Source organism: Kitasatospora sp. NPDC002227 (assembly GCF_040296285.1).
Lineage (GTDB): Bacteria > Actinomycetota > Actinomycetes > Streptomycetales > Streptomycetaceae > Kitasatospora.
This window is the reverse complement of the sequence record NZ_JBEOWY010000007.1, coordinates 41206-65458: the sequence shown is the minus strand read 5'-3', so window position 1 is coordinate 65458 and position 24253 is coordinate 41206. Positions and strand designations below refer to the sequence as shown.

General features: G+C 72.7%; 22 protein-coding genes and 1 pseudogene. 14 read left to right on the top strand and 9 right to left on the bottom strand.

The window, feature by feature from the left end:
- Positions 1 to 103 precede the first annotated feature (103 nt).
- Positions 104 to 541: a gamma-glutamylcyclotransferase family protein gene (locus tag ABT095_RS08590; RefSeq protein WP_104816440.1), complete on the bottom strand. Its 438-nt coding sequence runs from the start codon at positions 539 to 541 to the stop codon at positions 104 to 106.
- Positions 542 to 667: 126 nt separating this feature from the next.
- Between ABT095_RS08590 and ABT095_RS08585 the strand changes: the two genes are divergently transcribed.
- Both ABT095_RS08585 and ABT095_RS08580 read left to right on the top strand, forming a co-directional pair.
- Complete coding sequence (locus ABT095_RS08585) at positions 668 to 2140, top strand: NAD(P)H-quinone dehydrogenase (protein ID WP_350528568.1); 1473 nt, start codon at positions 668 to 670, stop codon at positions 2138 to 2140.
- A gap of 234 nt (positions 2141 to 2374) precedes the next feature.
- Positions 2375 to 3229 carry a DeoR/GlpR family DNA-binding transcription regulator gene (locus ABT095_RS08580; RefSeq protein ID WP_502884841.1) on the top strand — a complete coding sequence of 285 codons (855 nt, stop codon included), beginning with the start codon at positions 2375 to 2377 and terminating at the stop codon, positions 3227 to 3229.
- Positions 3230 to 3240: 11 nt separating this feature from the next.
- Here ABT095_RS08580 and ABT095_RS08575 read toward each other — a convergent pair whose 3' ends face one another.
- Positions 3241 to 3504, bottom strand: a complete 264-nt coding sequence (locus tag ABT095_RS08575) for a hypothetical protein (RefSeq protein ID WP_350528566.1) — start codon at positions 3502 to 3504, stop codon at positions 3241 to 3243.
- A gap of 1138 nt (positions 3505 to 4642) precedes the next feature.
- Here ABT095_RS08575 and ABT095_RS08570 point away from each other — a divergent pair.
- Complete coding sequence (locus tag ABT095_RS08570; RefSeq protein ID WP_350528565.1) at positions 4643 to 4921, top strand: hypothetical protein; 279 nt, start codon at positions 4643 to 4645, stop codon at positions 4919 to 4921.
- Positions 4922 to 5077: 156 nt separating this feature from the next.
- Here the strand turns inward: ABT095_RS08570 and ABT095_RS08565 are convergent, their stop codons facing one another.
- Positions 5078 to 6853, bottom strand: a complete 1776-nt coding sequence (locus ABT095_RS08565) for an acetyl/propionyl/methylcrotonyl-CoA carboxylase subunit alpha (protein ID WP_350528564.1) — start codon at positions 6851 to 6853, stop codon at positions 5078 to 5080.
- 239 nt (positions 6854 to 7092) lie between these two features.
- A complete protein-coding gene (locus ABT095_RS08560; protein WP_350528563.1) occupies positions 7093 to 7839 on the bottom strand; it encodes a hypothetical protein in 747 nt (248 codons plus the stop codon).
- Between the two features lie 217 nt (positions 7840 to 8056).
- Here ABT095_RS08560 and ABT095_RS08555 point away from each other — a divergent pair, with 217 nt between their 5' ends.
- Together ABT095_RS08555 and ABT095_RS08550 are read left to right on the top strand one after the other, a co-directional pair.
- Positions 8057 to 8806, top strand: coding sequence for an alpha/beta hydrolase (locus tag ABT095_RS08555; protein WP_350528562.1), 750 nt, complete (start codon positions 8057 to 8059; stop codon positions 8804 to 8806).
- Between the two features lie 197 nt (positions 8807 to 9003).
- Entirely contained in the window at positions 9004 to 9396 is a 393-nt protein-coding gene (locus ABT095_RS08550; RefSeq protein ID WP_350528561.1) for a hypothetical protein, read from the top strand.
- On the opposite strand, the gene ABT095_RS08545 is transcribed toward ABT095_RS08550, so the two are convergent.
- The 3 genes from ABT095_RS08545 to ABT095_RS08535 form a co-directional block, all read right to left on the bottom strand.
- Positions 9387 to 9995, bottom strand: a complete 609-nt coding sequence (locus tag ABT095_RS08545) for a Maf family protein (RefSeq protein WP_350528560.1) — start codon at positions 9993 to 9995, stop codon at positions 9387 to 9389. The genes ABT095_RS08550 and ABT095_RS08545 overlap by 10 nt on opposite strands.
- 100 nt (positions 9996 to 10095) lie before the next feature.
- Positions 10096 to 10317: an acyl-CoA carboxylase subunit epsilon gene (locus ABT095_RS08540; protein ID WP_350528559.1), complete on the bottom strand. Its 222-nt coding sequence runs from the start codon at positions 10315 to 10317 to the stop codon at positions 10096 to 10098.
- A gap of 33 nt (positions 10318 to 10350) precedes the next feature.
- The gene (locus ABT095_RS08535) at positions 10351 to 11964 is read right to left on the bottom strand and encodes an acyl-CoA carboxylase subunit beta (RefSeq protein WP_350528558.1); all 1614 of its coding nucleotides are present in this window, start codon (positions 11962 to 11964) and stop codon (positions 10351 to 10353) included.
- 227 nt (positions 11965 to 12191) lie between these two features.
- Here ABT095_RS08535 and ABT095_RS08530 point away from each other — a divergent pair, with 227 nt between their 5' ends.
- The 4 genes and pseudogenes from ABT095_RS08530 to ABT095_RS08515 all read left to right on the top strand — a co-directional run bounded on the left by ABT095_RS08530 (position 12192) and on the right by ABT095_RS08515 (position 16624).
- On the top strand, positions 12192 to 13082 hold the full coding sequence (locus tag ABT095_RS08530; protein WP_350528557.1) for a biotin--[acetyl-CoA-carboxylase] ligase: 891 nt from the start codon (positions 12192 to 12194) through the stop codon (positions 13080 to 13082).
- A gap of 121 nt (positions 13083 to 13203) precedes the next feature.
- A complete protein-coding gene (locus tag ABT095_RS08525) occupies positions 13204 to 14289 on the top strand; it encodes an adenylate/guanylate cyclase domain-containing protein (protein WP_502884837.1) in 1086 nt (361 codons plus the stop codon).
- 107 nt (positions 14290 to 14396) lie between these two features.
- Positions 14397 to 15596, top strand: a pseudogene (locus ABT095_RS08520) (GGDEF domain-containing protein); the annotation flags it as partial.
- Positions 15597 to 16267: 671 nt separating this feature from the next.
- Positions 16268 to 16624 (top strand): hypothetical protein, encoded by a 357-nt coding sequence (locus ABT095_RS08515; protein WP_350528555.1) that lies wholly within the window; start codon positions 16268 to 16270, stop codon positions 16622 to 16624.
- Here the strand turns inward: ABT095_RS08515 and fdhD are convergent.
- On the bottom strand, positions 16565 to 17449 hold the full coding sequence (gene fdhD / locus ABT095_RS08510; protein WP_350528554.1) for a formate dehydrogenase accessory sulfurtransferase FdhD: 885 nt from the start codon (positions 17447 to 17449) through the stop codon (positions 16565 to 16567). The two genes, ABT095_RS08515 and fdhD, sit on opposite strands and share 60 nt — an antisense overlap.
- 164 nt (positions 17450 to 17613) lie before the next feature.
- On the opposite strand from fdhD, the gene hutH reads away from it, so the two are divergent.
- Positions 17614 to 19194 carry a histidine ammonia-lyase gene (gene hutH, locus ABT095_RS08505; RefSeq protein WP_350528553.1) on the top strand — a complete coding sequence of 527 codons (1581 nt, stop codon included), beginning with the start codon at positions 17614 to 17616 and terminating at the stop codon, positions 19192 to 19194.
- 57 nt (positions 19195 to 19251) lie between these two features.
- On the opposite strand, the gene ABT095_RS08500 is transcribed toward hutH, so the two are convergent.
- Positions 19252 to 19578, bottom strand: coding sequence for a hypothetical protein (locus ABT095_RS08500; RefSeq protein WP_350528552.1), 327 nt, complete (start codon positions 19576 to 19578; stop codon positions 19252 to 19254).
- Positions 19579 to 19737: 159 nt separating this feature from the next.
- Between ABT095_RS08500 and ABT095_RS08495 the strand changes: the two genes are divergently transcribed.
- The 4 genes from ABT095_RS08495 (at position 19738) to hutU (ending at position 24247) form a co-directional block, all read left to right on the top strand.
- Positions 19738 to 20610 (top strand): MurR/RpiR family transcriptional regulator, encoded by an 873-nt coding sequence (locus tag ABT095_RS08495; protein ID WP_350528551.1) that lies wholly within the window; start codon positions 19738 to 19740, stop codon positions 20608 to 20610.
- Between the two features lie 91 nt (positions 20611 to 20701).
- Complete coding sequence (locus ABT095_RS08490; RefSeq protein ID WP_350528550.1) at positions 20702 to 21028, top strand: hypothetical protein; 327 nt, start codon at positions 20702 to 20704, stop codon at positions 21026 to 21028.
- A gap of 113 nt (positions 21029 to 21141) precedes the next feature.
- Positions 21142 to 22410: an LPXTG cell wall anchor domain-containing protein gene (locus ABT095_RS08485; RefSeq protein WP_350528549.1), complete on the top strand. Its 1269-nt coding sequence runs from the start codon at positions 21142 to 21144 to the stop codon at positions 22408 to 22410.
- A gap of 166 nt (positions 22411 to 22576) precedes the next feature.
- Positions 22577 to 24247: a urocanate hydratase gene (hutU, locus tag ABT095_RS08480; RefSeq protein ID WP_350528548.1), complete on the top strand. Its 1671-nt coding sequence runs from the start codon at positions 22577 to 22579 to the stop codon at positions 24245 to 24247.
- Positions 24248 to 24253: the final 6 nt, after the last annotated feature.

Here is a 24253-nt window from a genome sequence, read left to right as displayed (position 1 = left end):
CGCCCTAACTACGCGAGATCGTTACCCGGATGACCCAAAACCACAGGGCGGGGCCGGTTTCCGGCCCCCGAATTCGTAGGTCTCCACCTGGCGCAGACCGCGATCAGCAGGGTCGGCGGCGCAGATCGAGCACGTAGTCGTGCGGCGCGCCCGCGCTCTCCGCCGCGTCGGCGATCAGGCCGAGGTAGCGCGCGGCGGGCAGGCCGCCCTCGTAGTCGTTGAGCACGTACGTCCAGACCGGGATGTCGCCGTCCAGGGTGTGCGCCCGCAGCTTGATCTTGCGGTAGATGCCGAGCTGGACGCCCTCCCAGCGGTCCAGGCCGTCCTCGTCCATCGGCGCCACGTCGTAGAGCGAGACGAAGACCTGATCCTTCTCGTCCTCGACCACGGTCGCGAGCGAGCCCTCCCAGCCGAGGTGCTCACCCCCGAAGGTCAGCCGCCAGCCGTCCAGCCAGCCGGTCCCGCGCAGGGGTGAGTGCGGGGCCCGCCGGCTCATCTGCCGGGCGTCGAGATTCGTGGCGTACGCGGCGTAGAGGGGCATGGGCGTCAGCCTACGGGAGAGTGGGGCGCCGATGGCCGCCGGGAGTGTTCAGCGTCACATCCCGGGCGATTCCGCACGCTCACCGTCAGGTTGGGCTGGAGGCTCGGACAAAGGCCAGCCCCCGGCGTGGCGGCGCTCCCGGCGTGCGGGACAATGGTGCACGTGACTCGGATCGTGATCATCGGTGGCGGCCCCGGCGGATACGAGGCGGCGCTCGTCGCCGCCCAGCTCGGGGCGGAGGTGACCGTTGTCGACCGCGACGGTCTGGGTGGATCGGCGGTGCTGACGGACTGCGTGCCGTCCAAGACCCTGATCGCGACCGCGGAGGTGATGACCACCTTCGACAGCTCGCACGAGGAGCTCGGCATCATCGTCGCCGACGGCGAGGGCGACTCCGCCTCGGTGATCGGTGTCGACCTCGGCAAGGTCAACCGACGCGTCAAGCGCCTGGCGATCGCCCAGTCCCACGACATCACCCAGGCCGTCACCCGGGCCGGCATCACCATCCTGCGCGGCAAGGGCCGCCTCGGGACGGGCGGCCAGGCCGTGGACGGCTCCCGCGAGGTGATCGTGGAGGCGGCCGACGGCACCACCGAGTCGCTGCGTGCCGACGCCGTCCTGATCGCCACCGGCGCCCACCCGCGCGAGCTGCCCGACGCCCAGCCGGACGGCGAGCGCATCCTCACCTGGACCCAGGTCTACGACCTGGACGAGCTGCCCCGCGAGCTGATCGTGGTCGGCTCGGGTGTCACCGGCGCCGAGTTCGCCGGCGCGTACCAGGCGCTCGGCTCGAAGGTCACCCTGGTCTCCTCGCGCGACCGCGTGCTCCCGGGCGAGGACCCGGACGCCGCCGAGGTGCTCGAGGAGGTCTTCCGCCGCCGCGGCATGAACGTCATGAGCCGCACCCGGGCCGAGGGCGCCAAGCGCGTCGGCGACCGGGTCGAGGTCACCCTCGGCGACGGCCAGGTCATCACCGGCACCCACTGCCTGATGGCCGTCGGCTCGATCCCCAACACCGCCGAGATGGGCCTGGAGGAGGCCGGGGTCAAGCTCAACGACTGGGGTCAGATCCAGGTCGACCGGGTCTCCCGCACCTCCGCCCCCGGCGTCTACGCGGCCGGTGACTGCACGGGCGTCTTCATGCTCGCCTCGGTCGCCGCCATGCAGGGCCGGATCGCGATGTACCACGCGCTCGGCGACGCGGTGCAGCCGCTCAACCTCAAGACCGTCTCCTCCAACGTCTTCACCGATCCGGAGATCGCCACCGTCGGGTACACCGCGGCCGACATCTCCTGCGGGAAGATGGACGCCGTCGAGGTGAAGCTGCCGCTGCGCGGCAATCCGCGGGCCAAGATGCAGGGCATCCGGGACGGCTTCGTGAAGCTGTTCTGCCGCCCCGGCACCGGCATCGTGGTCGGCGGCGTGGTCGTCGCCCCGCGCGCGAGCGAACTCATCCATTCGATCTCGCTCGCCGTGGACAACAACTTGACGGTCGAACAGGTGGCCAGCGCCTTCACCGTGTACCCGTCGGTCTCCGGCTCCACCGCCGAGGCGGCCCGCCAGCTGCACATCCGCAAGCGCGAGGATGCCGACTCCTGAGCTGCGGAAGCGAGTTGGGGCGGTCGCCGACGGCGGCCGCCCTTGCCGTTCCCGGTCGTGATCACCTGGGTGGCCCAGCGCCCCGCCGATGACCGACGGCGCGTATTGTACGGTCGCACGCTGGTCCGAGGTGAGCAATTCCCGTTACCAGCTGCAAACGCCTGAAAGCAGACGGTCATTCAGGTTACCGTCGGTTCTGTGTTTGCAGCAGAACGTCGCCAGTTGATCCTCGAAATGGTGCGCGCCAACGGAGCCGTGTCGCTCCGGGAACTGGCCCGCGTCGTCCAGACCTCCGAAGTCACCGTACGCCGAGACGTCCGGGCGCTGGAGGCCGAAGGGCTGCTCGACCGCCGTCACGGCGGGGCGGTGCTCCCCGGCGGCTTCAGCCGGGAGCCGGGGTACCCGCAGAAGACCCACCTCGCCGCCGCCGAGAAGAGCGCCATCGCCGATCTCGCCGCCGGTCTGGTCGAGGAGGGCGACGCCGTCGTGGTCGGCGCCGGGACGACCACCCAGGAGCTGGCCCGCCGGCTGGCCCGGATCCCCGGGCTCACCGTCGTGACCAACTCCCTGCTGGTCGCGCAGGCGCTGGCGCACGCGAACCGGGTCGAGGTGGTGATGACCGGGGGCACCCTGCGCGGGTCCAACTACGCGCTGGTCGGCAGCGGGGCGGAGCAGTCGCTGCAGGGCCTGCGGGTCACCAAGGCGTTCGTCTCCGGCAGCGGGCTCACCGCCGACCGCGGGCTCTCGACCACCAACATGCTCTCCGCGAGCGTGGACCGGGCACTGGTGCAGTCGGCCTCCGAGGTCATCGTCCTCGCCGACCACACCAAGCTCGGCGCGGACACCATGTTCCAGACCGTGCCCACCGAGGGGATCACGCGGCTCGTCACCGACGAGCACGCGGCCGCCGAGGATCCGACGGCCCGTGAGCTCGACCTGCTCGCCGACTGCGGCGTCCAGATCGCCGTGGCCTCCCTCGGCCTCCCCGCCGAGCCCCCCGTCCACCACCCGACCCCGGCCCCCCAGCGCCGCCCCGCCCCGCCCCTCCCGGGCCAGCGCAGAGCGGCGCTTCCCGAGCGGGTGCGGTGACCCTGGCCGGGTCAGGCCAGGGAGATGCAGTAGGCGTACGGGGTGATCGGGAAGGTCGCTGCGGTCGAGGTGTCCTGCTGGTACGAGACCTGCCACGAGTTCGTGGCGAGATCGGCCTGGCTCTGCCAGAACCAGTAGTCCGGGAGCTTGGCCGGGTCGGTCCGGGAGCCGTGGGAGAACCCGCCCCCGACGACAGTGGTGCCCGCCGGGCACGTCGCGGTCGCGGTCACCTTGCCGTCCTTCGTGCTCGGGAGAGTGACCGCGGTGCCTGTCACCTCCTGGACCCTCAAGTTCTTGGCCGGGCCGGGATCCCCCTTCGGGCCGGTGGGCCCGGCTGCACCGGCGGCTCCGGTCGCGCCCTGCGGCCCGGCCGCACCGGCCGGCCCGGTCGCGCCCTGCGGGCCGGTCACCCCGGTCGCCCCTTGCAGTCCGGTGGCACCCTTCGGCCCCGTGGGCCCGGTAGCACCGGTATCACCCTTGGGGCCCTGCGGACCGACGATGCCCTCGACGCCCTGCTCACCCTTGGAGCCCTGCGGGCCGGTTGCGCCCGTCGCCCCCTGCGGTCCCTGAGCGCCGGTCGCGCCCGTGGCACCTGCTGCGCCTGCCGCTCCGGTCGCCCCCGTCGCGCCCTGCGGTCCTTGGGCGCCGGTGGCTCCCGTGGCACCGGCTACGCCTTGCGGCCCTTGCACTCCGGTCGCGCCGGTTGCTCCTTGAGGACCTGCCGCTCCGGTCGCCCCCGTTGCCCCGGCTTCACCCTGGGGCCCCTGGGCTCCGGTTGCTCCAGTGGCGCCCGTCGCACCCGTGGCACCCGTCGCGCCTTGTGCACCCTGCGGGCCGGTGGCCCCGGCTTCACCCTGCGGTCCTTGGGCACCGGTGGCTCCCGTGGCACCGGCTACGCCTTGCGGCCCTTGCACTCCGGTGGCGCCGGTCGCTCCCTGAGGACCTGCCGCTCCGGTCGCCCCCGTTGCCCCGGCTTCACCCTGCGGCCCCTGGGCTCCGGTTGCTCCAGTGGCGCCCGTCGCACCCGTGGCACCCGTCGCGCCTTGTGCACCCTGCGGGCCGGTGGCCCCTGCCGCCCCCTGCGGTCCTTGGGCGCCGGTGGCTCCCGTGGCACCGGCTACGCCTTGCGGCCCTTGCACTCCGGTCGCGCCCGTTGCTCCTTGGAGGCCCTGCGCCCCCGTGGCTCCCTGCACCCCCGTCGCCCCCGTCTCACCCTTCGGCCCCTGCGCTCCCGCAGGGCCGGCCTCGCCCTGCGGGCCTTGCGGCCCCTGCTGGCCGGCGGGGCCGGCCGGGCCCGTGGTGGCTCGGGAGCCCCAGCCGTCCGCGTCCTCGCAGAACCGGACCGGGGCGGAATTCCGTACGAACCGCGCGCTCATCCAGCCGTCGCGATTGGCGAGCCGGTACCAGAGGTCATTGCCGTTCACGTTCTCGCCGTGGACTTTGCAGGCGAGCCGCACCTTCGCCCCGGTGGCGTACGAGCCGATCGTCGCCGACCTGGTGGTCGGCTTCGCCCGTACCATCTGCCCGATGCGCGAAGTCACTGTGCCACCAGCGGTGCTGGGTGAGGATTGGGCGATGGGGGACATGGTCACCGAAGCCGCCACACCCACTGCGATTGTCGTAATAATTGCTTTCTTGGTGACGGCCACCATGCTCACTCCTCGCTCCGGAGAACAGTTCAGCGAGAGTTGAACATTTCTTCCGATGAGCAGGGTGGCGGCACACCCGGCCGGTACGCCGCATAGCGAATTCGGTCTAACCGAGTACGACGAAAGCAAAAGCGCGGGGAACCGCGCAGCGGAATCATCCGCCGCACAATTCCCCGCGCCCGTCGCGGGTGACCGGAGGTCAGTCCTTGATCTCACACAGGGCCGCGCCGCTGCTCACGCTGCCGCCGACCTCGGCCTTGAGGCCGACGATGGTGCCGGCCTTGTGGGCGTTGAGGGGCTGCTCCATCTTCATCGCCTCGAGGACCACGATCAGCTCGCCCTCGGCGACGACCTGACCCTCCTCGACGGCGACCTTGACGATGGTGCCCTGCATCGGCGAGGCCAGCGTGTCACCGGAGACGGCCGAACCGGCCTTCTTCGCACCGACGCGCCGCTTCGCCTTGGCCCCGGCACCCGCCGCGGCCGGAGCCGCCGTGCCGACACCCAGCGAGGAGGGCAGCGAGACCTCGATCCGCTTGCCGCCGACCTCGACCACGACGGTCTCGCGCTGGTCGGCCTCCTCGGCCTCGCCACCCACCCCGGAGAACGCGGGGATGGTGTTGTTGAACTCGGTCTCGATCCACCGGGTGTAGACCGTGAACGGGCCCTCGCCGCCGTGCACCTCGGGCGCGAACGCCGGGTCGGTGACGACCGCCTGGTGGAACGGGATGGCGGTGGCCATACCCTCGACCTTGAACTCCGAGAGCGCACGGGCCGCGCGCTGCAGCGCCTGCTTGCGCGAGGAGCCGGTGACGATCAGCTTGGCCAGGAGCGAGTCCCAGGCCGGGCCGATGACCGAGCCGGACTCGACGCCCGCGTCCAGGCGGACACCCGGGCCCGACGGCGGGGCGAAGAGGGTCACGGTGCCGGGGGCGGGCAGGAAGTTCCGGCCCGGGTCCTCGCCGTTGATGCGGAACTCGATCGAGTGACCGCGCACCTCGGGGTCGTCGTACCCGAGCGCCTCGCCGTCGGCGATCCGGAACATCTCGCGGACCAGGTCGATCCCGGTGACCTCCTCGGAGACCGGGTGCTCGACCTGCAGCCGGGTGTTGACCTCCAGGAAGGAGATCAGCCCGTCCTGGGAGACCAGGAACTCGCAGGTGCCGGCGCCAACGTAGCCCGCCTCGCGCAGGATCGCCTTGGAGGCGCGGTACAGCTCCGCGTTCTGCTCGTCGGTGAGGAACGGCGCGGGCGCCTCCTCGACCAGCTTCTGGTGGCGGCGCTGCAGCGAGCAGTCACGGGTGGAGACGATGACGACGTTGCCGTGCTGGTCGGCGAGGCACTGGGTCTCGACGTGGCGCGGGTTGTCCAGGTACTGCTCGACGAAGCACTCGCCCCGGCCGAAGGCGGCGACGGCCTCGCGGACGGCCGACTCGTACAGCTCGGGGATCTCCTCCAGGGTGCGGGCGACCTTGAGGCCGCGACCGCCACCGCCGAAGGCCGCCTTGATGGCGACCGGCAGGCCGTGCTCGGTGGCGAAGGCGACGACCTCGTCGGCGCCCTGCACCGGGTCGGGCGTGCCGGCGACCAGCGGGGCGCCGGCGCGCTGGGCGACGTGCCGCGCGGTGACCTTGTCACCGAGGTCGCGGATGGCCTGCGGCGGCGGGCCGATCCAGGTCAGGCCCGCGTCGATGACGGCCTGGGCGAAGTCGGCGTTCTCGGAGAGGAAGCCGTAGCCGGGGTGGACGGCGTCCGCACCCGAGTCGGCGGCTGCCTTCAGCACCTTGGCGATGTCCAGGTAGCTGGTGCCGGGGGTGTCGCCGCCGAGCGCGTACGCCTCGTCGGCCGCGCGGACGTGCAGCGCATCCCGGTCCGGCTCGGCGTAGACGGCGACGCTGGCGATACCGGCATCCGAGCAGGCCCGGGCGACGCGGACGGCGATTTCTCCGCGGTTGGCGATGAGCACCTTGCGCACTGTGGCTCCCTTCTTGAACCTCGTGAAGTCTAGGGATTACGGGGTCTTACCGGCGAGTAGCCCCAGGTGGTGAGCTTGCCCACACGGAGCGTGACGCGAATTCGTGATCACCTGAGCACGGAGTGAGACACTCCGCTGGTAGAAACGCTACGCGCGCCGCTGGTCAACGGCTGTGGGCGGGCTTGCGCGGCCCGCCGCGGGTCGTGGCCTTCGCCACACGGGCGCTCTCGGGGGGCGGTTCACGCCGCCACCGCCGCCGGGCGGGCGGTCGCCTCGGCGGTGACGTCCGCGGCCACCTCGACCACGTCCGGCCCGTACGCGCCGGGGTTGACCACGCTCAGGACCAGCGCGAACGTCCCGTTGCGGCCGTACTGACGGGCCAGCCGGCGGTGGTTGGCGGTCAGGAACCGGACGGCGGCGTGGTTGGAGACGGCGGTCTGGCCGGCGATCAGGAAGACCGGGCTGTCGCCGCCCTCGTGCAGCCGGGCCAGCAAGGCGTAGGTCTGTCCGCCGGGCCGCTCGGGCGTGCCCGAGGTGTGGCGGTAGTCGTGGTCGCCGACGGTGATGGCCAGCTCGGAGCCGGGGCCCGTCCAGTCGGCGAAGGATATGCCCGGCAGCCAGGAGGCGAGGTGTGCGGCCGTCCGCCGGTTGCTGCCCGGGCCGCCGACGCAGAACTCGGCCTTGCGGCCGAGGCCCTGGCGCACCTCGTCGTGGGCGACGATCTCGGCCCGGGCGTTGCACTCCTTGACCAGGGCGGCCAGTTCGAGCAGTGCGTACACGTCGTTGCGCTCCACGCTGCTGGAACTCACGGCACTGGCATGCCGGTTCACCACCAGCAGGCACTCGGCGCCGCCGGGCATGCCGAAGAACTCCCGGATCCGGCCGAGCCGTTGGCGGCGGCGGCCGGTCTGGGCCAGCCAGCCGAGCGTGGCGCTGATGGCGCTGGCGACCAGTCCGAGCAGGACGTTGAGCACGATGTCGGCCATCCCCGCTCCTCTTCCCGGCTCCAGGCGGCGGGCGCCAGCCTATCGGTGCACCTGGGTGCCCGAGGTGGATCGGGACAACAGATGTACGGCCGTGGATCTGTCCGGATCGACAGCGACAGGCGGCCCGCCCCAGGTCGAATTGTGATGGTCTGGACCATTGACGGCTACCCCTGGAGCTCCCCTATCGTGCTGCGCACACAACGGGGGAGTTGATCTCATGCGGGTACGTGTCGGACCGGTGCTGGGCGCGGTGGCGGTGGTGGTGGTGGGCCTGCTGGCCGGCTGCTCGAGCGGGGGCGGCGCGAAGGCGGCGCCGAGCCCCACGAAGACGGCGGACACCTACGGCTGCCTGTCACAGGCCCAGGCCGACCGGGGCTCGTTCGGGCTGCCGAGCAACGGCGTGAAGCGGGACGCCTACTTCCAGGACTCCGACGCGGGGCACGCCAGGGCCGCCGTGGTGTTCTCGCACCAGAACGGGGGCTCGCTCTGCGACTGGTACCCCTACCTGGCCGAGTTCACCAAGGCCGGGTACGCGGTGCTGCCGTTCAGCTCCCAGGGGGAGGTGCCGGAGGACATCGCGGCGGCCGAGGACTACCTCAAGGCCAAGGGCGTCACCTCCGTCGCCCTGGTCGGCGCCTCCAAGGGCGGCACCGCCTCCCTGGTGGCCGGTGCCCACCCGGGCTCCCTGCCGGTGCCCGCCGTGGTCTCGCTCAGCGGGCCCGAGCAGTTCGGGGACTTCGACGGCGTCAAGGCGGTGACGGCCTCCAAGGCGGCGGAGTTCTTCGCCGCCGAGGAGAACGACCAGCCGTTCGCCGACAACGCCGCCTCCCTGCACAGGCAGGCCGTGAGCCCGGCGAAGCAGCTCAAGATCTACCCCGGCGTCCACCACGGCGCGCCGCTCCTGCAGGACGGCGCCCTGCCGGACGTGCTGGCCTTCCTGGCGAAGTACGTCCCGGCCGCCGGGTAGTTGTCCGCAGGCGTACGCTGCTTCGCATGAATTCAGGTGGAGTTGACGGAGAGCCGTCCAAACGTACCGCGAGACCGGCCAGGGTGGGTCTGCCTGGGAGACCGGACCACATCTTAGCGCCCACGGCACGGGAGTGGGGCGCGACGGCCTGGCCGGTGGTGCTGCTGATCGCGGCAGGAACCGCGGGCGCGATTTCCATGGGTGGTGTCGCTCCGCTGGTCCTGATCGGCCTCGTCGACGCGTGCCTGATCCTGCTCGTGATGGCCGGCCGGTATGCGGGAGTGGCCGTCGGGCAGGCCGGCCTGAGCACCCGCAGGGGCCCGCAGGGGTGGAAGACCTGGGCCTGGAGCGAGATCGCCGACATCGAGGTCAGGACCTACGACTACGAGGACATGTTCGGTGGCCGACTGGTGCGGATGACCTTCCTGCGGCACCTACGCCACCTGGGCAGCGGTCTGTGCGTCCGGGTCACCCCCGTGCGGGGCCGCCGGTTCTACCTGCCGGTCCTCGGCAGCTCCATGGTGCGGCCGGACCCCGGCTTCGACACCAAGTGCGACCAGCTCATGGACACCTGGGAGCGCTACGCCTGAGGCTGCGCCCAGAGGTCGGTGATCCGGATGTCCAGATCGGCCAGCAGACGGCGCAGCAGCGGGAGCGAGAGGCCGATGACGTTGCCCGGGTCGCCGTCGATGCCGTCGACGAAGGGGGCCGAGCGGCCGTCCAGGGTGAAGGCGCCCGCGACGTGGAGGGGCTCGCCGGAGGCGACGTAGGCGGCGATCTCCGCCTCGTCCGGGGTGCCGAAGCGGACGGTGGTCGAGGCGGTGGCGGAGGCCTGCTTGCCGGTGGCGGTGTCGATCACGCAGTGGCCGGTCCGCAGTACGCCGTCCCGGCCGCGCATGGCCAGCCACCGGGCGGTGGCCTCGGCGGCGTCGGCCGGCTTGCCGAGTGCCTGCCCGTCGAGCTCCAGCACGGAGTCGCACCCGATCACCAGCTCACCGCCGGTGAGCTGGTCCGCGACGACCTTCGCCTTGGCCTCGGCCAGCACCAGCGCCAGCTCCCCGGGCGTGTCGGCGCTCAGCGCGTCCTCGTCCACCCCGCTCACCCGGACCACGGGGTCCAGCCCCGCCTGCCGGAGCAGCCCGAGGCGGGCGGGGGACTGGGAGGCGAGGACGAGCACGCGGGAAGTCATACCGAGGAGGGTAGCGAGTCGGGGGTGCGGGGAACTGCGCGAGGCGGTAGGCCGCAGGTCCTGCATGGTTGGCAGCGCTGTTCCCCGCGCCCCCGGGAAATCACCGCCAGGCGGCCCAGCCGGCGGTGCGCCAGGCGTTGGGGCCCGCCATCGGGGTGAGGCGAAGGCGGCGGGCCTGGTCGTCCCAGGGGTTGGCCGGGCCGTCACCGCGACCGGCCGCGGCGGCGGCCTCTGCGGCGGCGGCCCGGGCTGAGACCACCGCCAGGACGGTGGCCAGCTCCTCGGGGGTCGGCTGCCCGTGCAGCACTTGGATGGGAGGCATGCGGAGTACTACCTTTCCGGGGGCGCGACGGGCTTACAGGGGAATGTTGCCGTGCTTCTTCGGCGGCAGCACCTCGCGCTTGCCGCGCAGGGCCCGCAGCCCCTTCACGATGTGCTGGCGCGTCTCGCTCGGCGCGATGACGGCGTCCACGTAGCCGCGCTCGGCCGCCAGGTAGGGGTTGAGCAGCGTGTCCTCGTACTCCGCGACCAGCTCGGCGCGACGCGCGTCCACGTCCTCGCCCGCCTTGGCGGCCTCGGTCAGCTCGCGGCGGTAGACGATGTTGGCCGCGCCCTGCGCGCCCATGACGGCGATCTGCGCGGTCGGCCAGGCCAGGTTGAGGTCGGCGCCCAGGTGCTTGGAGCCCATGACGTCGTACGCGCCGCCGAAGGCCTTGCGGGTGATGACGGTGATCAGCGGCACGGTGGCCTCGGCGTAGGCGTAGATCAGCTTGGCGCCGCGCCGGATGATGCCCTCGTGCTCCTGGCCGACGCCGGGCAGGAAGCCGGGGACGTCCACGAAGGTGATGACCGGGATGTTGAAGCTGTCGCAGGTGCGGACGAACCGCGCGGCCTTCTCGGAGGCGTTGATGTCCAGGCAGCCGGCCAGGTCCATCGGCTGGTTGCCGACGATGCCGACCGGGTGGCCCTCGACCCGGCCGAAGCCGGTGATGATGTTGCCGGCGAACAGCGGCTGGGTCTCCAGGAACTCGCCGTCGTCCAGGACGTGCTCGATGACCTTGTGCATGTCGTACGGCTGGTTGGCCGAGTCCGGCACGATGACGTCGAGCTCGAGGTCCTCGTCGGTGATCGCGAGGTCCGCCTGCTCGGGGTAGGACGGCGGGTCGGTGAGGTTGTTGGAGGGCAGGTACGACAGCAGGTTCTTGACGTACTCGATGGCCTCCTTCTCGTCCGAGGCCAGGTAGTGCGCGTTGCCCGACTTGGTGTTGTGCGCGCGGGCGCCGCCGAGCTCCTCCATGCCCACGTCCTCGCCGGTGACGGTCTTGATGACGTCCGGGCCGGTGATGAACATGTGCGAGGTCTGGTCGGCCATCACGACGAAGTCGGTGATCGCGGGGGAGTAGACCGCGCCGCCGGCGCAGGGGCCCATGATCAGCGAGATCTGCGGGATGACGCCCGAGGCGTGCACGTTGCGGCGGAAGATCTCGCCGTAGAGGCCGAGCGAGACCACGCCCTCCTGGATGCGGGCGCCACCGGAGTCGTTGATGCCGATGACCGGGCAGCCGGTCTTCAGGGCGAAGTCCATCACCTTGACGATCTTCTCGCCGAAGACCTCGCCGAGGGAGCCGCCGAAGACGGTGAAGTCCTGCGCGAAGACGGCGACCTGACGGCCGTCGACCGTGCCGTACCCGGTGACCACGCCATCGCCGTACGGGCGGTTGGCGGCCTGGCCGAAGTTGGTCGAGCGGTGCCGGGCGAACTCGTCGAACTCGACGAACGAGTCCTCGTCCAGCAGCTCGGTGACCCGCTCACGGGCGGTCAGCTTGCCCTTGGCGTGCTGCTTCTCGACCGCGGCGGCCGAGCCGGAGTGCACGGCCTCGTCGATCCTGCGCCGCAGGTCGGCCAGCTTTCCGGCAGTGGTGTGCGGGTCGTACGACGCCTCGGTCATCCGGTGGCTCTCCCTGATCATGTGCCGCGACCTGACACCCGCACGGAGCTCCGGGCAGGGCGGCGCTACGAACTACCGTTGAGTAGCGTAGCCAGCGCGGGGCGGTAGCGGTTATGGCCAGCGACACAGTGTGTTAACCAGCGTTCCTGCGGCACTATAGGGCGGCCTGGGACTCAGGGGCTGCCTGCCTCCGACCGTTCGGGTGCCGTCGGCGGGCCGGGCTGACACCCCGTCGGTACGCTGGCCCGGTGACCGAGCCGAACTCCCCCCGCCGCAGCGGACTGCGTGGCTTCGGCCACGACGGGCCCTCCCCCTGGACCGACCTCGACCGCCCCCCGCTGGACCCCGCCCGGCTGAGCCGGGACCTGGTGGTGCCCGGCGGGCTCTGGACCTCCGTCGAGGTGGTCACCGAGACCGGCTCCACCAACAGCGACCTGGCCGCCCGGGCCAAGGAGGGCGAGGCGGAGGGCGCGGTGCTGGTCGCCGAGGTACAGAACGCCGGGCGCGGCCGGCTGGAGCGGCAGTGGCAGGCACCGGCCCGCTCGGGCCTCTTCTTCTCGATGCTGCTGCGCCCCGAAGGAGTACCGGTCGAGCGGTACGGCTGGCTGCCGATCCTGGTCGGGGTCTCGGCCGCCTCTGCGCTCGGCCGGGTGACCGGACTTGAAGTCGGCTTGAAGTGGCCCAACGACCTGCAGGTCGGTCTCGGCGAGACGGAGCGCAAGCTCGGCGGCATCCTCACCGAGCTGAGCGGCGGCGCCGTGATCGCCGGCCTCGGCGTCAACGTCACCCTCCGGGAGAACGAGCTCCCCGTCCCCACCGCCACCTCGCTCGCGCTGGCCGGAGCCACCGTCACCGACCGCGACACCCTGCTGCGCGAACTGCTGCGCTCCTTCGCCGAGCTCTACCGCGAGTGGGTGGCCGCCGCCGGCGACCCGCACGCCAGCGGCCTCCTGCCCGCCTACGCCGCCCGCTGCACCACCCTCACCCGCCAGGTGAAGGTCCTCCTCCCGGGTGACCAGGAGCTCCACGGCGAGGCCGTCGCCATCGACCCCGACGGCCGCCTGGTGGTCCGCACCCCCGACGGCACCCGCCACCCCGTCGCCGCCGGCGACGTCCTCCACGTCCGCCCCGAGGCCTGACCGGCCGCTGTTCGGTCCGGATGCCCCGGATTACGCGATTCCGTGCGAACATTCCACCTGGCAGCGGTGTGAGGCGCGCCACTACCGTGCGGTGGTCGGGGCGCCCTGGGACAGGCAGGACATGAGGCAAGTGCGGCGACCGCACGGGGATGGGCCGGTGGCAGACGAAGGTGACAACGACGGGAAGCCGGACCAGACGGTCGCACTGGATCTGGAGCGGCTGATCCTCGACGCGCCGCGCAAGTACACCCCGTACCAGGCGGCGCGGGCCGCCGGGGTGCCGATGGAGCTGGCCACCCGGTTCTGGCGGGCGATGGGCTTCCCGGACATCGGGCAGTCCCGGGCCCTCACCGACGGGGACGTGATCGCGCTGCGCCGCCTGGCCGGCCTGGTGGAGTCCGGCCTGCTGAGCGAGTCGATGGCGATCCAGGTCGCCCGCTCGACCGGCCAGACCACGGCCCGGCTGGCCGGCTGGCAGATGGACACCTTCCTCGACAACCTCACCCAGTCCGTCGAGCCGGGCCTGACCAGGGCCGAGGTCGCCTACCCGCTGGTCGAGCTGCTGCTGCCGGAGCTGGAGCAGTTCCTGGTGTACGTCTGGCGCCGCCAGCTGGCGGCGGTGACCGGCCGGGTGGTGCAGGCCGCCGAGGACACCGAGATCACCAGCGGCCGCCTGGCCGTCGGCTTCGCCGACCTGGTCGGCTTCACCAGACTCTCCCGCCGCCTCGAGGAGGAGGAGCTCGGCGAGCTGGTGGAGAGCTTCGAGAACACCTGCTCCGACCTGATCGCCGGCTTCGGCGGCCGGGTGGTCAAGACGCTCGGCGACGAGATCCTCTTCGTCTCGGAGGACCCGGCGACGGCCGCCGAGATCGCGCTCAGCCTGGTCGAGCGGCTCGCCAAGGAGGACACCATCCCGGCCCTGCGGGTCGGCATGGCATTCGGCACCGTGACCTCCCGGATGGGCGACGTCTTCGGCACCACCGTCAACCTGGCCAGCCGGCTGACCTCGATCGCGCCGAAGGACGCCGTGCTGCTCGACGGCGAGTTCGCCCAGGCGCTGGAGCAGAACGGTGCCGCGGCCCCCGGCCCGGAGACCCCGGTCGGGCCCGAGCACCGCTTCCACCTCCAGCCGATGTGGCGCCGCCCGGTCCGCGGCCTCGGCCTGGTCGAGCCCTGGCTGCTCTCCCGGGCGGGACAGCTCGGCTGAGCCGTCAGGTGACAAACACGGCATTTCGCCCCGCGGCGGCCCTAACCTTGGCTCAGGACGGACGGTCCACGGAGGAGGAGGGCGACCTCTTGAGCGGTGAGGCGACCATGACGGACTGCGCGCAGAGCCCCACGGCCACGGACCTGCGCCTGCAGGCGGTGGTGGAGCTCGCCCAGGACATGGCCGCCGCCTCGACCCCGCTGGAGGCCGTCCGGGCCGCCGCCGTCCGCGCGACCTCGGCGCTGTCCGCCACCATGGCCGCCGTCTCGGTCTGGGACCGCGAGTCGGGCCGGCTGCGGGTGCTGGTCAACCACGGCGAGCTGGCCGCGGGGGAGGAGGAACTGCCCGCCGACGAGTCGTACCCGGTGGCCGACTTCCCCGAGATCGTCACGTACCTGGAGGAGCACTGGACCACCCGGCGGCTGCCCCGGGCCTGGGTGCAGACCGCCGAGGACAGCGCGGCCGAGCACAGCCACCCCGGCGCCGGGGGCTTCTGCCGCCAGCGCGCGGCGGGCCTGCGCCGCCGGGGCCGGGAGTGCTGCCTGGTGGCGCCGATCGTGCTGCACGGCCAGGCCTGGGGTGAGCTCTACCTGGCCCGGACGGCGGGCCTGCCGCTCTTCACCGAGGCGGACGCCGACTACGCGACCCTGCTCGCCGCCCAGATCTCGGCCGGTCTGGCCCAGACCGAGCGCCTGGCCGACCTGCGCCGCCTGGCCTTCACCGACCCGCTCACCGGCCTCGCCAACCGCCGCGCGGTGGACGCCCGGCTGGAGGAGGCGCTGGCCGCGCACAACCGGGACAACACCGTGGTCAGCCTGGTGGTCTGCGACGTCAACGGGCTCAAGCGGGTCAACGACCTGCTCGGCCACGAGGTCGGCGACCGGCTGCTGGAACGATTCGCCCACCAACTGTCGCTGGCCGCCGCCAAGCTGCCCGGCAGCCTGGCCGCCCGGCTCGGCGGCGACGAGTTCTGCCTGCTGGCGGAGGGCCAGAAGGCGGACGAAGTGGTCGCGGTGGCCGAGGAGCTGTGCGCCCGCGCGCTGGAGCTGGCCGACGGCGAGGGGGTGGCCTGCGGGGTCGCCTCCACCGGCGACGCGATCGGCCCGGTGACCACCCCGGACCGGCTCTTCCGGCTGGCCGACGCCGCCCAGTACCGGGCCAAGGCCGCCCGTGCCGCCCACCCCGTGGTGGCCGGGCGCGGCCACGGCCCGGGCTTCGCCCCCGACCCGACCGTCCTGCTGGCCGACTCGGCCGACCCGCACCACCGCACCGAGGCCGCCCGGCGGCCGGGCCGCGGCGGGGTGGGGGACAGGCGGCGCTTCCGCGGCGCCGCGCACAGCGCCGACCCCGGCCAGCTGCTCGCCGTGGTGCTCGCCGCCCTCGACCGGGGCCGCGCCGAGCGGGCCACCCACGCGGCCGACACCCTGGACCGGATGGTCACCGTCGCCGAGGCGGCGGCCCGGCTGCTCGACGCCGTGGGCTGGTGGATCAGCTACGTGCCGCCGGGCTCCCAGCTGATGCGGACCGCCCAGCACGCGGTGTACCGGATGACCAGCGGCCCCAGCAGCTCCGGCGCCGAGACCCAGCGCGCCCAGATCGAGGCCCCCGACGCCGTCTTCGACCTCGGCCACTACCCGCAGACCAGGCGTGCCGTCCGGGGCGGCGCCTTCGCGCTGCGCTCCGGCGCGGCCGGCAACGACCCGGCCGAGGAGGCCATGATGGTCGTCAGCGGCTACCGGGGCATGGTCGCGGCGGGCGGCACCAACGTGGCCGGCGGCTGGCTGCTCGAACTCTTCGCCGACGACGCCACCCTCCCCTTCGGCCAGATCGCCCCGGCCCTGCGCGCCCTGGTGGCCGTCGCCCTCTCCGGCCCGGCCTCGCCGCCACCCGCGTGAGACGTGCTTCCGCCTGTCCGGGTGGCGTGGCACAGTAGCGCCGTCGCCGTCCCGCCGGGGGCCGGTGGGAAGGGGAGTATCAGGTGCGAAGACGTCTGGCAGGGGTTGTCCTGGGCGTGGCGCTCGCGGTGGGCGGGGCGACCGGGGCGATGAGTACGGCGGCGGCCGCGCAGACCCGTACGGCGACGGTTGTCCAGCAGCAGCCGCAGGTGACTCAGCTGGCTTTCGTCGAGCGGTCGAAGAGCAAGTCGAAGAGCCACAGCAGCGGCAGCAGTCACAGCAGCACCAGCCACCACAGCACCACCAGCCGCAGCGGCCGCGCCCGCGGCGTGGTCAGCAGCATCTTCGGCTGGCTGATCGGCGGCTTCGTCCTCGTGGTGCTACTGGTCGTGGCCGTCGTGGCGGTCGTGGTGAGCCGCCTCCGGCGCCGTCGGCGCTGAGCCGGCGAGGGTCACCCGGTCCGCCCGGGTGTAGACGTTCGCGCTCTGCCCGCGCAGGAAGCCGACCAGGGTGAGCCCCAGTTCCTCCGCGAGGTCGGCCGCCAGGGAGGACGGGGCGGAGACGGCGGCGAGCAGCGGGAGGCCGGCCAGGGCGGCCTTCTGGGTCAGCTCGAAGGAGGCCCGGCCGCTGACCAGCAGCAGGTGGCCGGTGAGGGGGAGGCGGCCCTCGCGCAGGGCCCAGCCGATCACCTTGTCCACCGCGTTGTGGCGGCCGACGTCCTCCCGGACGCAGAGCAGGTTGCCGGAAGCGTCGAACAGCCCGGCGGCGTGCAGCCCGCCGGTCGAGTCGAAGGTCCGCTGCGCCGCCCGCAGCCGCTCCGGCAGCGCGTACAGCACCTCGGGCGCGACCCGCAGCGGGTCGGCGGCGACCGGCCAGCGGACGTGGGTGCGCACCGCGTCCACGGTGTCCCGCCCGCAGAGGCCGCAGGCGCTGGTGGTGAGCAGGTTGCGGTGGGCGGAGAGCGGGGTCGCGGCCGGGTCGCGCAGGGTCGCGTCCACCACGTTGTAGGTGTTGGCGCCGTCGGCGTCCGTCCCGGCGCAGTAGCGCAGGGCGGCCAGCGCCTCGGTGCCGTCCACCAGGCCCTCGCCGACCAGGAAGCCCGCGACCAGGTCGAAGTCGTGGCCGGGGGTGCGCATGGTGACGGTCAGCGGCTCGCCGCCGAGCCGGATCTCCAGCGGCTCCTCGGCGGCCAGCGAGTCCGGCCGGGCGGTGCCGCCCGGTCCGTTCAGCCTGACCACCCGTCGCCGCGCCGTCGCCCGCGCCATCGGTCTCCTCCTCCTGCTCGATGGGTCCAAGCCTGCGCCACGGCTCCCCGGCTCGCGTAATCCACCCTGCGCGCGGGGGCCGCAGCGGCCACGCTGGTCCCACCGGCCGCATTTCTGTCGGCAGCCGGTTGTCATATCTTCATTCACCTGGTGAGATGTTGTATATGGATATGCACAGTGCTGTGGCCCACGACGCGCCGCTCGTCCAGGTCGGCAAGGCCGATGTGACCGCCGAGGACGTGCTCGCCGTCGCGCGGGGCAACGCCCGGGTCGAGATCGGCCCCGACGCGATCGCCGAGATGGCATCGGCCCGAGCCCGGATCGAGGCGCTCGCCGCCGAGCCGCGCCCCGTCTACGGGGTCTCCACCGGCTTCGGCGCCCTCGCCGTCCGGCACATCAGCCCCGAGCTGCGCGCCCAGCTGCAGCGCTCGCTGGTCCGCTCGCACGCCGCCGGCATGGGCCCGGTCGTCGAGCGCGAGGTCGTCCGCGCGCTGATGTTCCTGCGCATGAAGACCCTCGCCTCCGGCCGCACCGGCGTGCGCCCGCTGGTCGCCCAGACGATGGCCGCCGTGCTCAACGCGGGCATCACCCCGGCCGTCCGCGAGTTCGGCTCGCTCGGCTGCTCCGGCGACCTCGCGCCGCTCTCGCACTGCGCGCTGGTCCTGATGGGCGAGGGCACCGCCTTCGGCCCGGACGGCGTCGAGAAGGACGCCGGCGAGCTGCTGGCCGCGGCCGGCATCGAGCCGGTCGAGCTCCTGGAGAAGGAGGGCCTGGCCCTCATCAACGGCACCGACGGCATGCTCGGCATGCTGGTGATGGCGATCTCCGACCTCTCCCGCCTCTTCACCACCGCCGACATCACCGCCGCGATGTCCCTGGAGGCCCTGCTCGGCACCGACAAGGTGCTCGCCCCCGAGCTGCACGGCCCCATCCGCCCGCACCCGGGCCAGGCGCTCTCCGCCGCCAACATGCTGGCCGTGCTGGCCGGCTCCGGCCTGACCGGCCACCACCAGGACGACGCGCCGCGCGTCCAGGACGCCTACTCGATCCGCTGCGCCCCGCAGGTGGCCGGCGCCGGCCGCGACACGCTGGCCCACGCCCAGCTGGTCGCCTCCCGCGAGCTGGCCGCCTCGGTCGACAACCCCGTCGTCCTCCCGGACGGCCGGGTCGAGTCCAACGGCAACTTCCACGGTGCCCCGGTCGCGTACGTGCTCGACTTCCTCGCGATCGCCGCCGCCGACCTCGGCTCGATCTCCGAGCGCCGCACCGACCGCCTGCTCGACAAGGCCCGCTCGCACGGTCTGCCGGCCTTCCTGGCCGACGACCCGGGCGTGGACTCCGGCCTGATGATCGCCCAGTACACCCAGGCCGCCCTGGTCAGCGAGAACAAGCGCCTGGCCGTCCCGGCCTCGGTCGACTCGATCCCGTCCTCCGCGATGCAGGAGGACCACGTGTCGATGGGCTGGTCCGCCGCGCGCAAGCTGCGCCAGGCCGTCGACAACCTGGGCCGTATCCTCGCGGTCGAGCTGACCGCCTCGGCCCGCGCCCTGGAGATCCGCACCCAGGACGGTGCCGCCACCCTCGCCCCGGCCACCGCCGCCGCCGTCGCCGCCGCCCGCAAGGCCGGCGTCGAGGGCCCGGGCCGCGACCGCTTCCTGTCCCCGGACCTGGAGGCCGCCGCAGCGCTGGTCGCTTCGGGCGAGCTGGTCAAGGCCGTCGAGTCGGTCACCGGCCCGCTGGCGTAAGCCCCGCCGGGGGCGCGGGGCTCTTGATGAGCAGAGCCCCGCGCCCCCGGGTGGTGCCTAGCGCTTGTTGGCCAGGGCGCCCGCGAGGTTGACGCCGACGATCCCCGCCCAGCAGACGATCAGGCCGGTGATCCCCCCGGTGCCGCCCGCGATGCCGCTGAGCGGGATGGCCATCATCAGCGACAACCCCTGGAGCTTCTGCTGCGGCGAGCCGCCGCCGCGGCGGCGGGGCTCCTCCGCGAGCCGGGCGTCCAGCTTCACGTCGAGCTGGTGGTCGAGCTTGGTGAGGAAGGAGTCGATGATCTCCGCCTCGTACTCCTTGCCGAGCTCCTTGCGGGTCTGCAGAGCGGCGTCGAGTTCAGCCCGAAGTTCGTGGGTCGTCATACGGATATGCTCCCGACCCCGGGGCGGCCGGTCCACCGGCAGGCGGCGTTCTCAGGGACAAATCAGGGGCTTCCCGGAGTTCTCAGCCTGCGGAATGTCATTGCCGAGCCGCCGGGCTTGCTGCACGCTGCTGGGATCCACCGCACCGAGGAGACACCGATGACCGCCACGGACGACACCGGCACCGTCGGCCCCTCCGCGCGGCTGCTGCAGCTCTTCGAGGGCCACCGGCTGACGCCGACCCAGCGCCGGATCGCCCACTCCCTCGTCCGCCACGCGAACGAGGCACCGTTCCTCTCCTCCGTCGAGGTCGCCGAACTCGCGGGCGTGAGCCAGCCGAGCGTGACCAGGTTCGCCGTGGCCCTCGGCTTCGACGGATACCCGGCGCTGCGCAAGCAGCTGCGCGAGCTGGGCGTCGGCGAGCCGGCCGCGACCACCGAGAGCCCGGCCGACGTGGTGCGCAACGAGCACCAGCAGGCCGTGCTCGCCGAGATCGCCCACCTGCGCCACCTCGCCGAGCTGCTGGCCGATCCGGAGCCGATCGTCCGGGCGGCCCGGCTGCTGGCCGCCTCCCGTCCGCTGCCGGTGCTCGGCCTGCGGGCCGCCTCCGCGCAGGCCCGGGGCTTCGCGTACTTCGCCGCCAAGGTGCACCCGGACATCCGGCTGCTCGACGAGGGCGGCAGCATGCTCGCCGACCGGCTGGAGCAGGCCGCCGCGGCCGGCGCCTCCGCGCTGCTCTGCTTCGCGCTGCCGCGCTACCCCCGCGAGCTGATGGAGGCGATGGCGGTGGCGCGCGACTGCGGCCTGACCGTGCTCACCGTCGCCGACAGCGCCTTCGCCCCGGTCGCCAAGCTCTCCGACCTGCTGCTGCCCGCCGCCGTCGGCACCGGCCTGGTCTTCGACACCGCCTGCGCCCCGATGATGCTCGGCCGCGTCCTGCTGCAGACCATGTGCGACGAGATCCCCGGCGCCGAGGCCCGCCTGGAGGCCAACGAGCAGTCAGCGGCCGCCCGGGGTCTCTTCATGGACTAGGACTGACCTGCCGTCAGCTGGTTCTGACGGTACGTATCGCGGGAATCCCCTGTTCGGGCCCCGGTGCCGGGGCCGGACGGGGGATTCCGCCATGCGTGTGATCCACGAGATGAAGCTCACCGGCCGCCTCGCCTCCGGGGCCGACGAATGGTCCTGCCCGACCTGCGGCCGACGGATCGCGCTGCGGCGGCCGCCGACGCCCGAGTTGACCGTGCTCGAGCCGGGTGACGAGACGGCGGTGCACGTCGGGCTGATCCCGAACGAGGCCGCGATGGAGGCCGTCGAGAAGTACGGCCTCGGCCCGGTCCAGGAGATCCCGCGCCCGCCGCGCCCTCCCGAGCCTGCCGTCCCGGATGACGACGACCGCCGGTGGCTGGCCGAGATCGGCATCGACTGGGACGGTGACGCGGCGGCCTGAGCGCGGCGGCCTGAACGGGCGGAGAACTTCTCCGCCCGGCCGTACAACCGATCGAGGTGTCCAGCTGTCCAATCCCTGTCCGTATTCGAACATTGCAGGGCAGGGGTACAACGGTGGGAAGCAGGAGATTCGCGCTGCTCGGTGCGAGCGTCGTGGCCGCCACGGCGCTGGGGGCGTCCGGCCTGGCGGCCGGGGCCGCGGCGGCGGCCGACGTGCAGCTGGCGGTCAGCCCGTTCACGCAGGCGGAGGTGGCAGGGCTGCACGAGGGTGACACCGTCCAGCTGCCGGTGGTCTGGGCCAACACGACCGGGCACGCCGTCAGCCAGGTGGTGGTGAACCTCGCCCTGGACAGTGCGCTGACCTTCGAGCGGGACTTCTCGAACTGCCAGTACACGGACTCGCCGTTGGAGCGGTCGCGGCACGTGGAGATCCGGGGGGCCACCTGTGTCATCAACCATCCGATGGCTCCGGGCGAGGTGCAGCGGCTCAGCGTGCCGGTGCGGCTCAAGTCGCTGGCCCTGGCGGAGCAGGCGACCCTGCGCGCCTCGGTGATCGGCGGGACCGGCTTCGGCCTCGGCGACTCGGGCGAGCGCGGCACCAGCCATGCCGTGACCGCGGTGACGGTGCCGGGCGTCACGGCCAAGACCACCGCCGGGTGGAAGGACAGTGCGACGCTGGACTTCAAGCTGCGTACGACCGCCGACCTGGCCGCGATCGGCGGGAACATCACGGGCAAGGAGGGCGAGACCGCGAGCGTCCAGGTCGGAGTCCTGCAGCGCGGCTCCCGGGACGTCGCCTCGAGCCCGGGCGTCACCGTCCTCTTCCCGGCCGGGGTGAGCGTCGTGGCGCCGGCGAACGAGATCTACTGCGAGCGCAGGGACAGTGTCGGCGAGCAGCAGAAGTACTTCTGCCACGCGGACGAACACGGCATGCCCGGCCACGGGGACCAGCTGTTCGGCTTCAGGGTGCGGGTGGACCGGGTCGTCCCCGGAGCCAAGGGATCGGTCAGGATCTCGCACTTCCCGATCGACCCGGACAGTGACCCCGCGGACGATGTCGCCGACCTCGTGGCCAACGGCGCCGCCGTCCCCGCGCCGAAGCCGATACCGGCCCCCGCGCCGGTCACCGTGACGGTCAAGGACCCGTTCCCGGCCGCCCCGGCCACCTCTGCCCCGGCCACTCCGAAGGCGTCGGCCACGGCGACGGCCGCGGCCGCCACGGCCGCTCCGTCGGCGTCCGAGGCCGCCAAGGGCCCGGAGCTGGCCAGCACCGGCGGGGGTTCGTCCTCGGGCCTGCTGGCGCTGGGCGGTGCGGCGACCGTACTGGCCGGTGCGGGCCTGGTGTTCGCCGGCCGCCGCCGGAGCGGCCGCCACACGCGCTGAAACCGTTGCCCGGGTGGCGGTCCGCCGTGCGCGGCACCCGGCCGCCACCCGCTCTGCATGGAACTATTCAGTCCTGGCCGCTTCGGCCCTCTAGGCGCCGCCCAGTTGTTTGGATATATTCAGACTGGTCGGGACTGAATGAATCTATGTGCAAGGAGCCGGCATCATGGTGCAGCAGCAGGCGAGCGGTCCGCGTGAGGTCCGCGCGGCGCGCGGGACGAACCTGACGGCGCAGGGGTGGCAGCAGGAGGCCGCCCTGCGGATGCTCATGAACAACCTCGACCCCGAGGTCGCCGAGCACCCGTCCAAGCTGGTCGTCTACGGCGGCACCGGCAAGGCCGCGCGTGACTGGCGCTCCTTCGACGCGATGGTCCGCACCCTGGAGACCCTCAAGCGGGACGAGACCATGCTGGTCCAGTCCGGCCGCCCGGTCGGCGTGATGCAGACCCACGAGTGGGCCCCGCGCGTCCTGATCGCCAACTCCAACCTGGTCGGCGACTGGGCCAACTGGGAGGAGTTCCGCCGCCTGGAGAGCCTCGGGCTCACCATGTACGGCCAGATGACCGCCGGCTCCTGGATCTACATCGGCACCCAGGGCATCCTCCAGGGCACCTACGAGACCTTCGGCGCCGTGGCCGCCAAGAAGTTCAACGACACCCTCGAGGGCACCATCACCCTCACCGCCGGCCTCGGCGGCATGGGTGGCGCCCAGCCGCTGGCCGTCACCATGAACGGCGGCGTCGCGATCTGCATCGACTGCGACCCCTCGCGCATCTCCCGCCGCATCGAGCACCGCTACCTGGACGTCGAGGCCAAGAACCTGGACCACGCCCTCCAGCTGGCCGTCGAGGCCCGGGACAAGAAGCAGCCGCTCTCCATCGGCCTGCTCGGCAACGCCGCCGAGCTGTTCCCGCAGCTGCTCGCGATGGACGCCCCGATCGACATCGTCACCGACCAGACCAGCGCGCACGACCCGCTGAGCTACCTGCCGATCGGCGTCTCCTTCGACGACATGGCGACCTACGCCGCCGAGAAGCCGGCCGAGTTCACCCAGCGCTCGCGCGAGTCGATGGCCAAGCACGTCGAGGCCATGGTCGGCTTCATGGACCGCGGCGCCGAGGTCTTCGACTACGGCAACTCGATCCGCGGCGAGGCCCAGCTGGCCGGCTACGACCGCGCCTTCGCCTTCCCCGGCTTCGTCCCGGCGTACATCCGCCCGCTGTTCTGCGAGGGCAAGGGCCCGTTCCGCTGGGCGGCGCTCTCCGGCGACGCGCAGGACATCTACAAGACCGACAAGGCCGTGCTCGACCTCTTCCCGGAGAACGAGTCGCTGCACCGCTGGATCAAGATGGCCCAGGAGAAGGTGCACTTCCAGGGCCTCCCGGCCCGCATCTGCTGGCTCGGCTACGGCGAGCGCGACAAGGCCGGTGAGCGCTTCAACGACATGGTCGCCTCCGGCGAGCTCTCCGCCCCGATCGTGATCGGCCGCGACCACCTCGACTGCGGCTCGGTCGCCTCCCCGTACCGCGAGACCGAGGCCATGCTGGACGGCTCGGACGCGATCGCCGACTGGCCGCTGATCAACGCCATGGTCAACGTCGCCTCCGGCGCCTCCTGGGTCTCCATCCACCACGGCGGCGGCGTCGGCATCGGCCGCTCGATCCACGCCGGCCAGGTCACGGTCGCCGACGGCACCGCGCTCGCGGGCGAGAAGATCCGCCGCGTGCTCACCAACGACCCCGGCATGGGCGTCATCCGCCACGTGGACGCCGGTTACGACCGCGCGGTCGAGGTCGCGGACGAGCGTGGCGTGCGCATCCCCATGGGTGAGCTGTGACCTTCG

What these genes read in the sequence shown, in the direction of transcription:
- ABT095_RS08590 (WP_104816440.1), bottom strand. Translation starts at nt 541, where the DNA reads ATGCCCCTCTACGCCGCGTACGCCACGAATCTCGACGCCCGGCAGATG.
- ABT095_RS08580 (WP_502884841.1), top strand. Translation starts at nt 2,375, where the DNA reads ATGGTGCGCGCCAACGGAGCCGTGTCGCTCCGGGAACTGGCCCGCGTC.
- ABT095_RS08560 (WP_350528563.1), bottom strand. Translation starts at nt 7,839, where the DNA reads ATGGCCGACATCGTGCTCAACGTCCTGCTCGGACTGGTCGCCAGCGCC.
- ABT095_RS08555 (WP_350528562.1), top strand. Translation starts at nt 8,057, where the DNA reads ATGCGGGTACGTGTCGGACCGGTGCTGGGCGCGGTGGCGGTGGTGGTG.
- ABT095_RS08550 (WP_350528561.1), top strand. Translation starts at nt 9,004, where the DNA reads ATGGGTGGTGTCGCTCCGCTGGTCCTGATCGGCCTCGTCGACGCGTGC.
- ABT095_RS08545 (WP_350528560.1), bottom strand. Translation starts at nt 9,995, where the DNA reads ATGACTTCCCGCGTGCTCGTCCTCGCCTCCCAGTCCCCCGCCCGCCTC.
- ABT095_RS08540 (WP_350528559.1), bottom strand. Translation starts at nt 10,317, where the DNA reads ATGCCTCCCATCCAAGTGCTGCACGGGCAGCCGACCCCCGAGGAGCTG.
- ABT095_RS08535 (WP_350528558.1), bottom strand. Translation starts at nt 11,964, where the DNA reads ATGATCAGGGAGAGCCACCGGATGACCGAGGCGTCGTACGACCCGCAC.
- ABT095_RS08525 (WP_502884837.1), top strand. Translation starts at nt 13,204, where the DNA reads ATGAGGCAAGTGCGGCGACCGCACGGGGATGGGCCGGTGGCAGACGAA.
- fdhD (WP_350528554.1), bottom strand. Translation starts at nt 17,449, where the DNA reads ATGGCGCGGGCGACGGCGCGGCGACGGGTGGTCAGGCTGAACGGACCG.
- hutH (WP_350528553.1), top strand. Translation starts at nt 17,614, where the DNA reads ATGGATATGCACAGTGCTGTGGCCCACGACGCGCCGCTCGTCCAGGTC.
- ABT095_RS08500 (WP_350528552.1), bottom strand. Translation starts at nt 19,578, where the DNA reads ATGACGACCCACGAACTTCGGGCTGAACTCGACGCCGCTCTGCAGACC.
- ABT095_RS08495 (WP_350528551.1), top strand. Translation starts at nt 19,738, where the DNA reads ATGACCGCCACGGACGACACCGGCACCGTCGGCCCCTCCGCGCGGCTG.
- ABT095_RS08490 (WP_350528550.1), top strand. Translation starts at nt 20,702, where the DNA reads ATGCGTGTGATCCACGAGATGAAGCTCACCGGCCGCCTCGCCTCCGGG.
- hutU (WP_350528548.1), top strand. Translation starts at nt 22,577, where the DNA reads ATGGTGCAGCAGCAGGCGAGCGGTCCGCGTGAGGTCCGCGCGGCGCGC.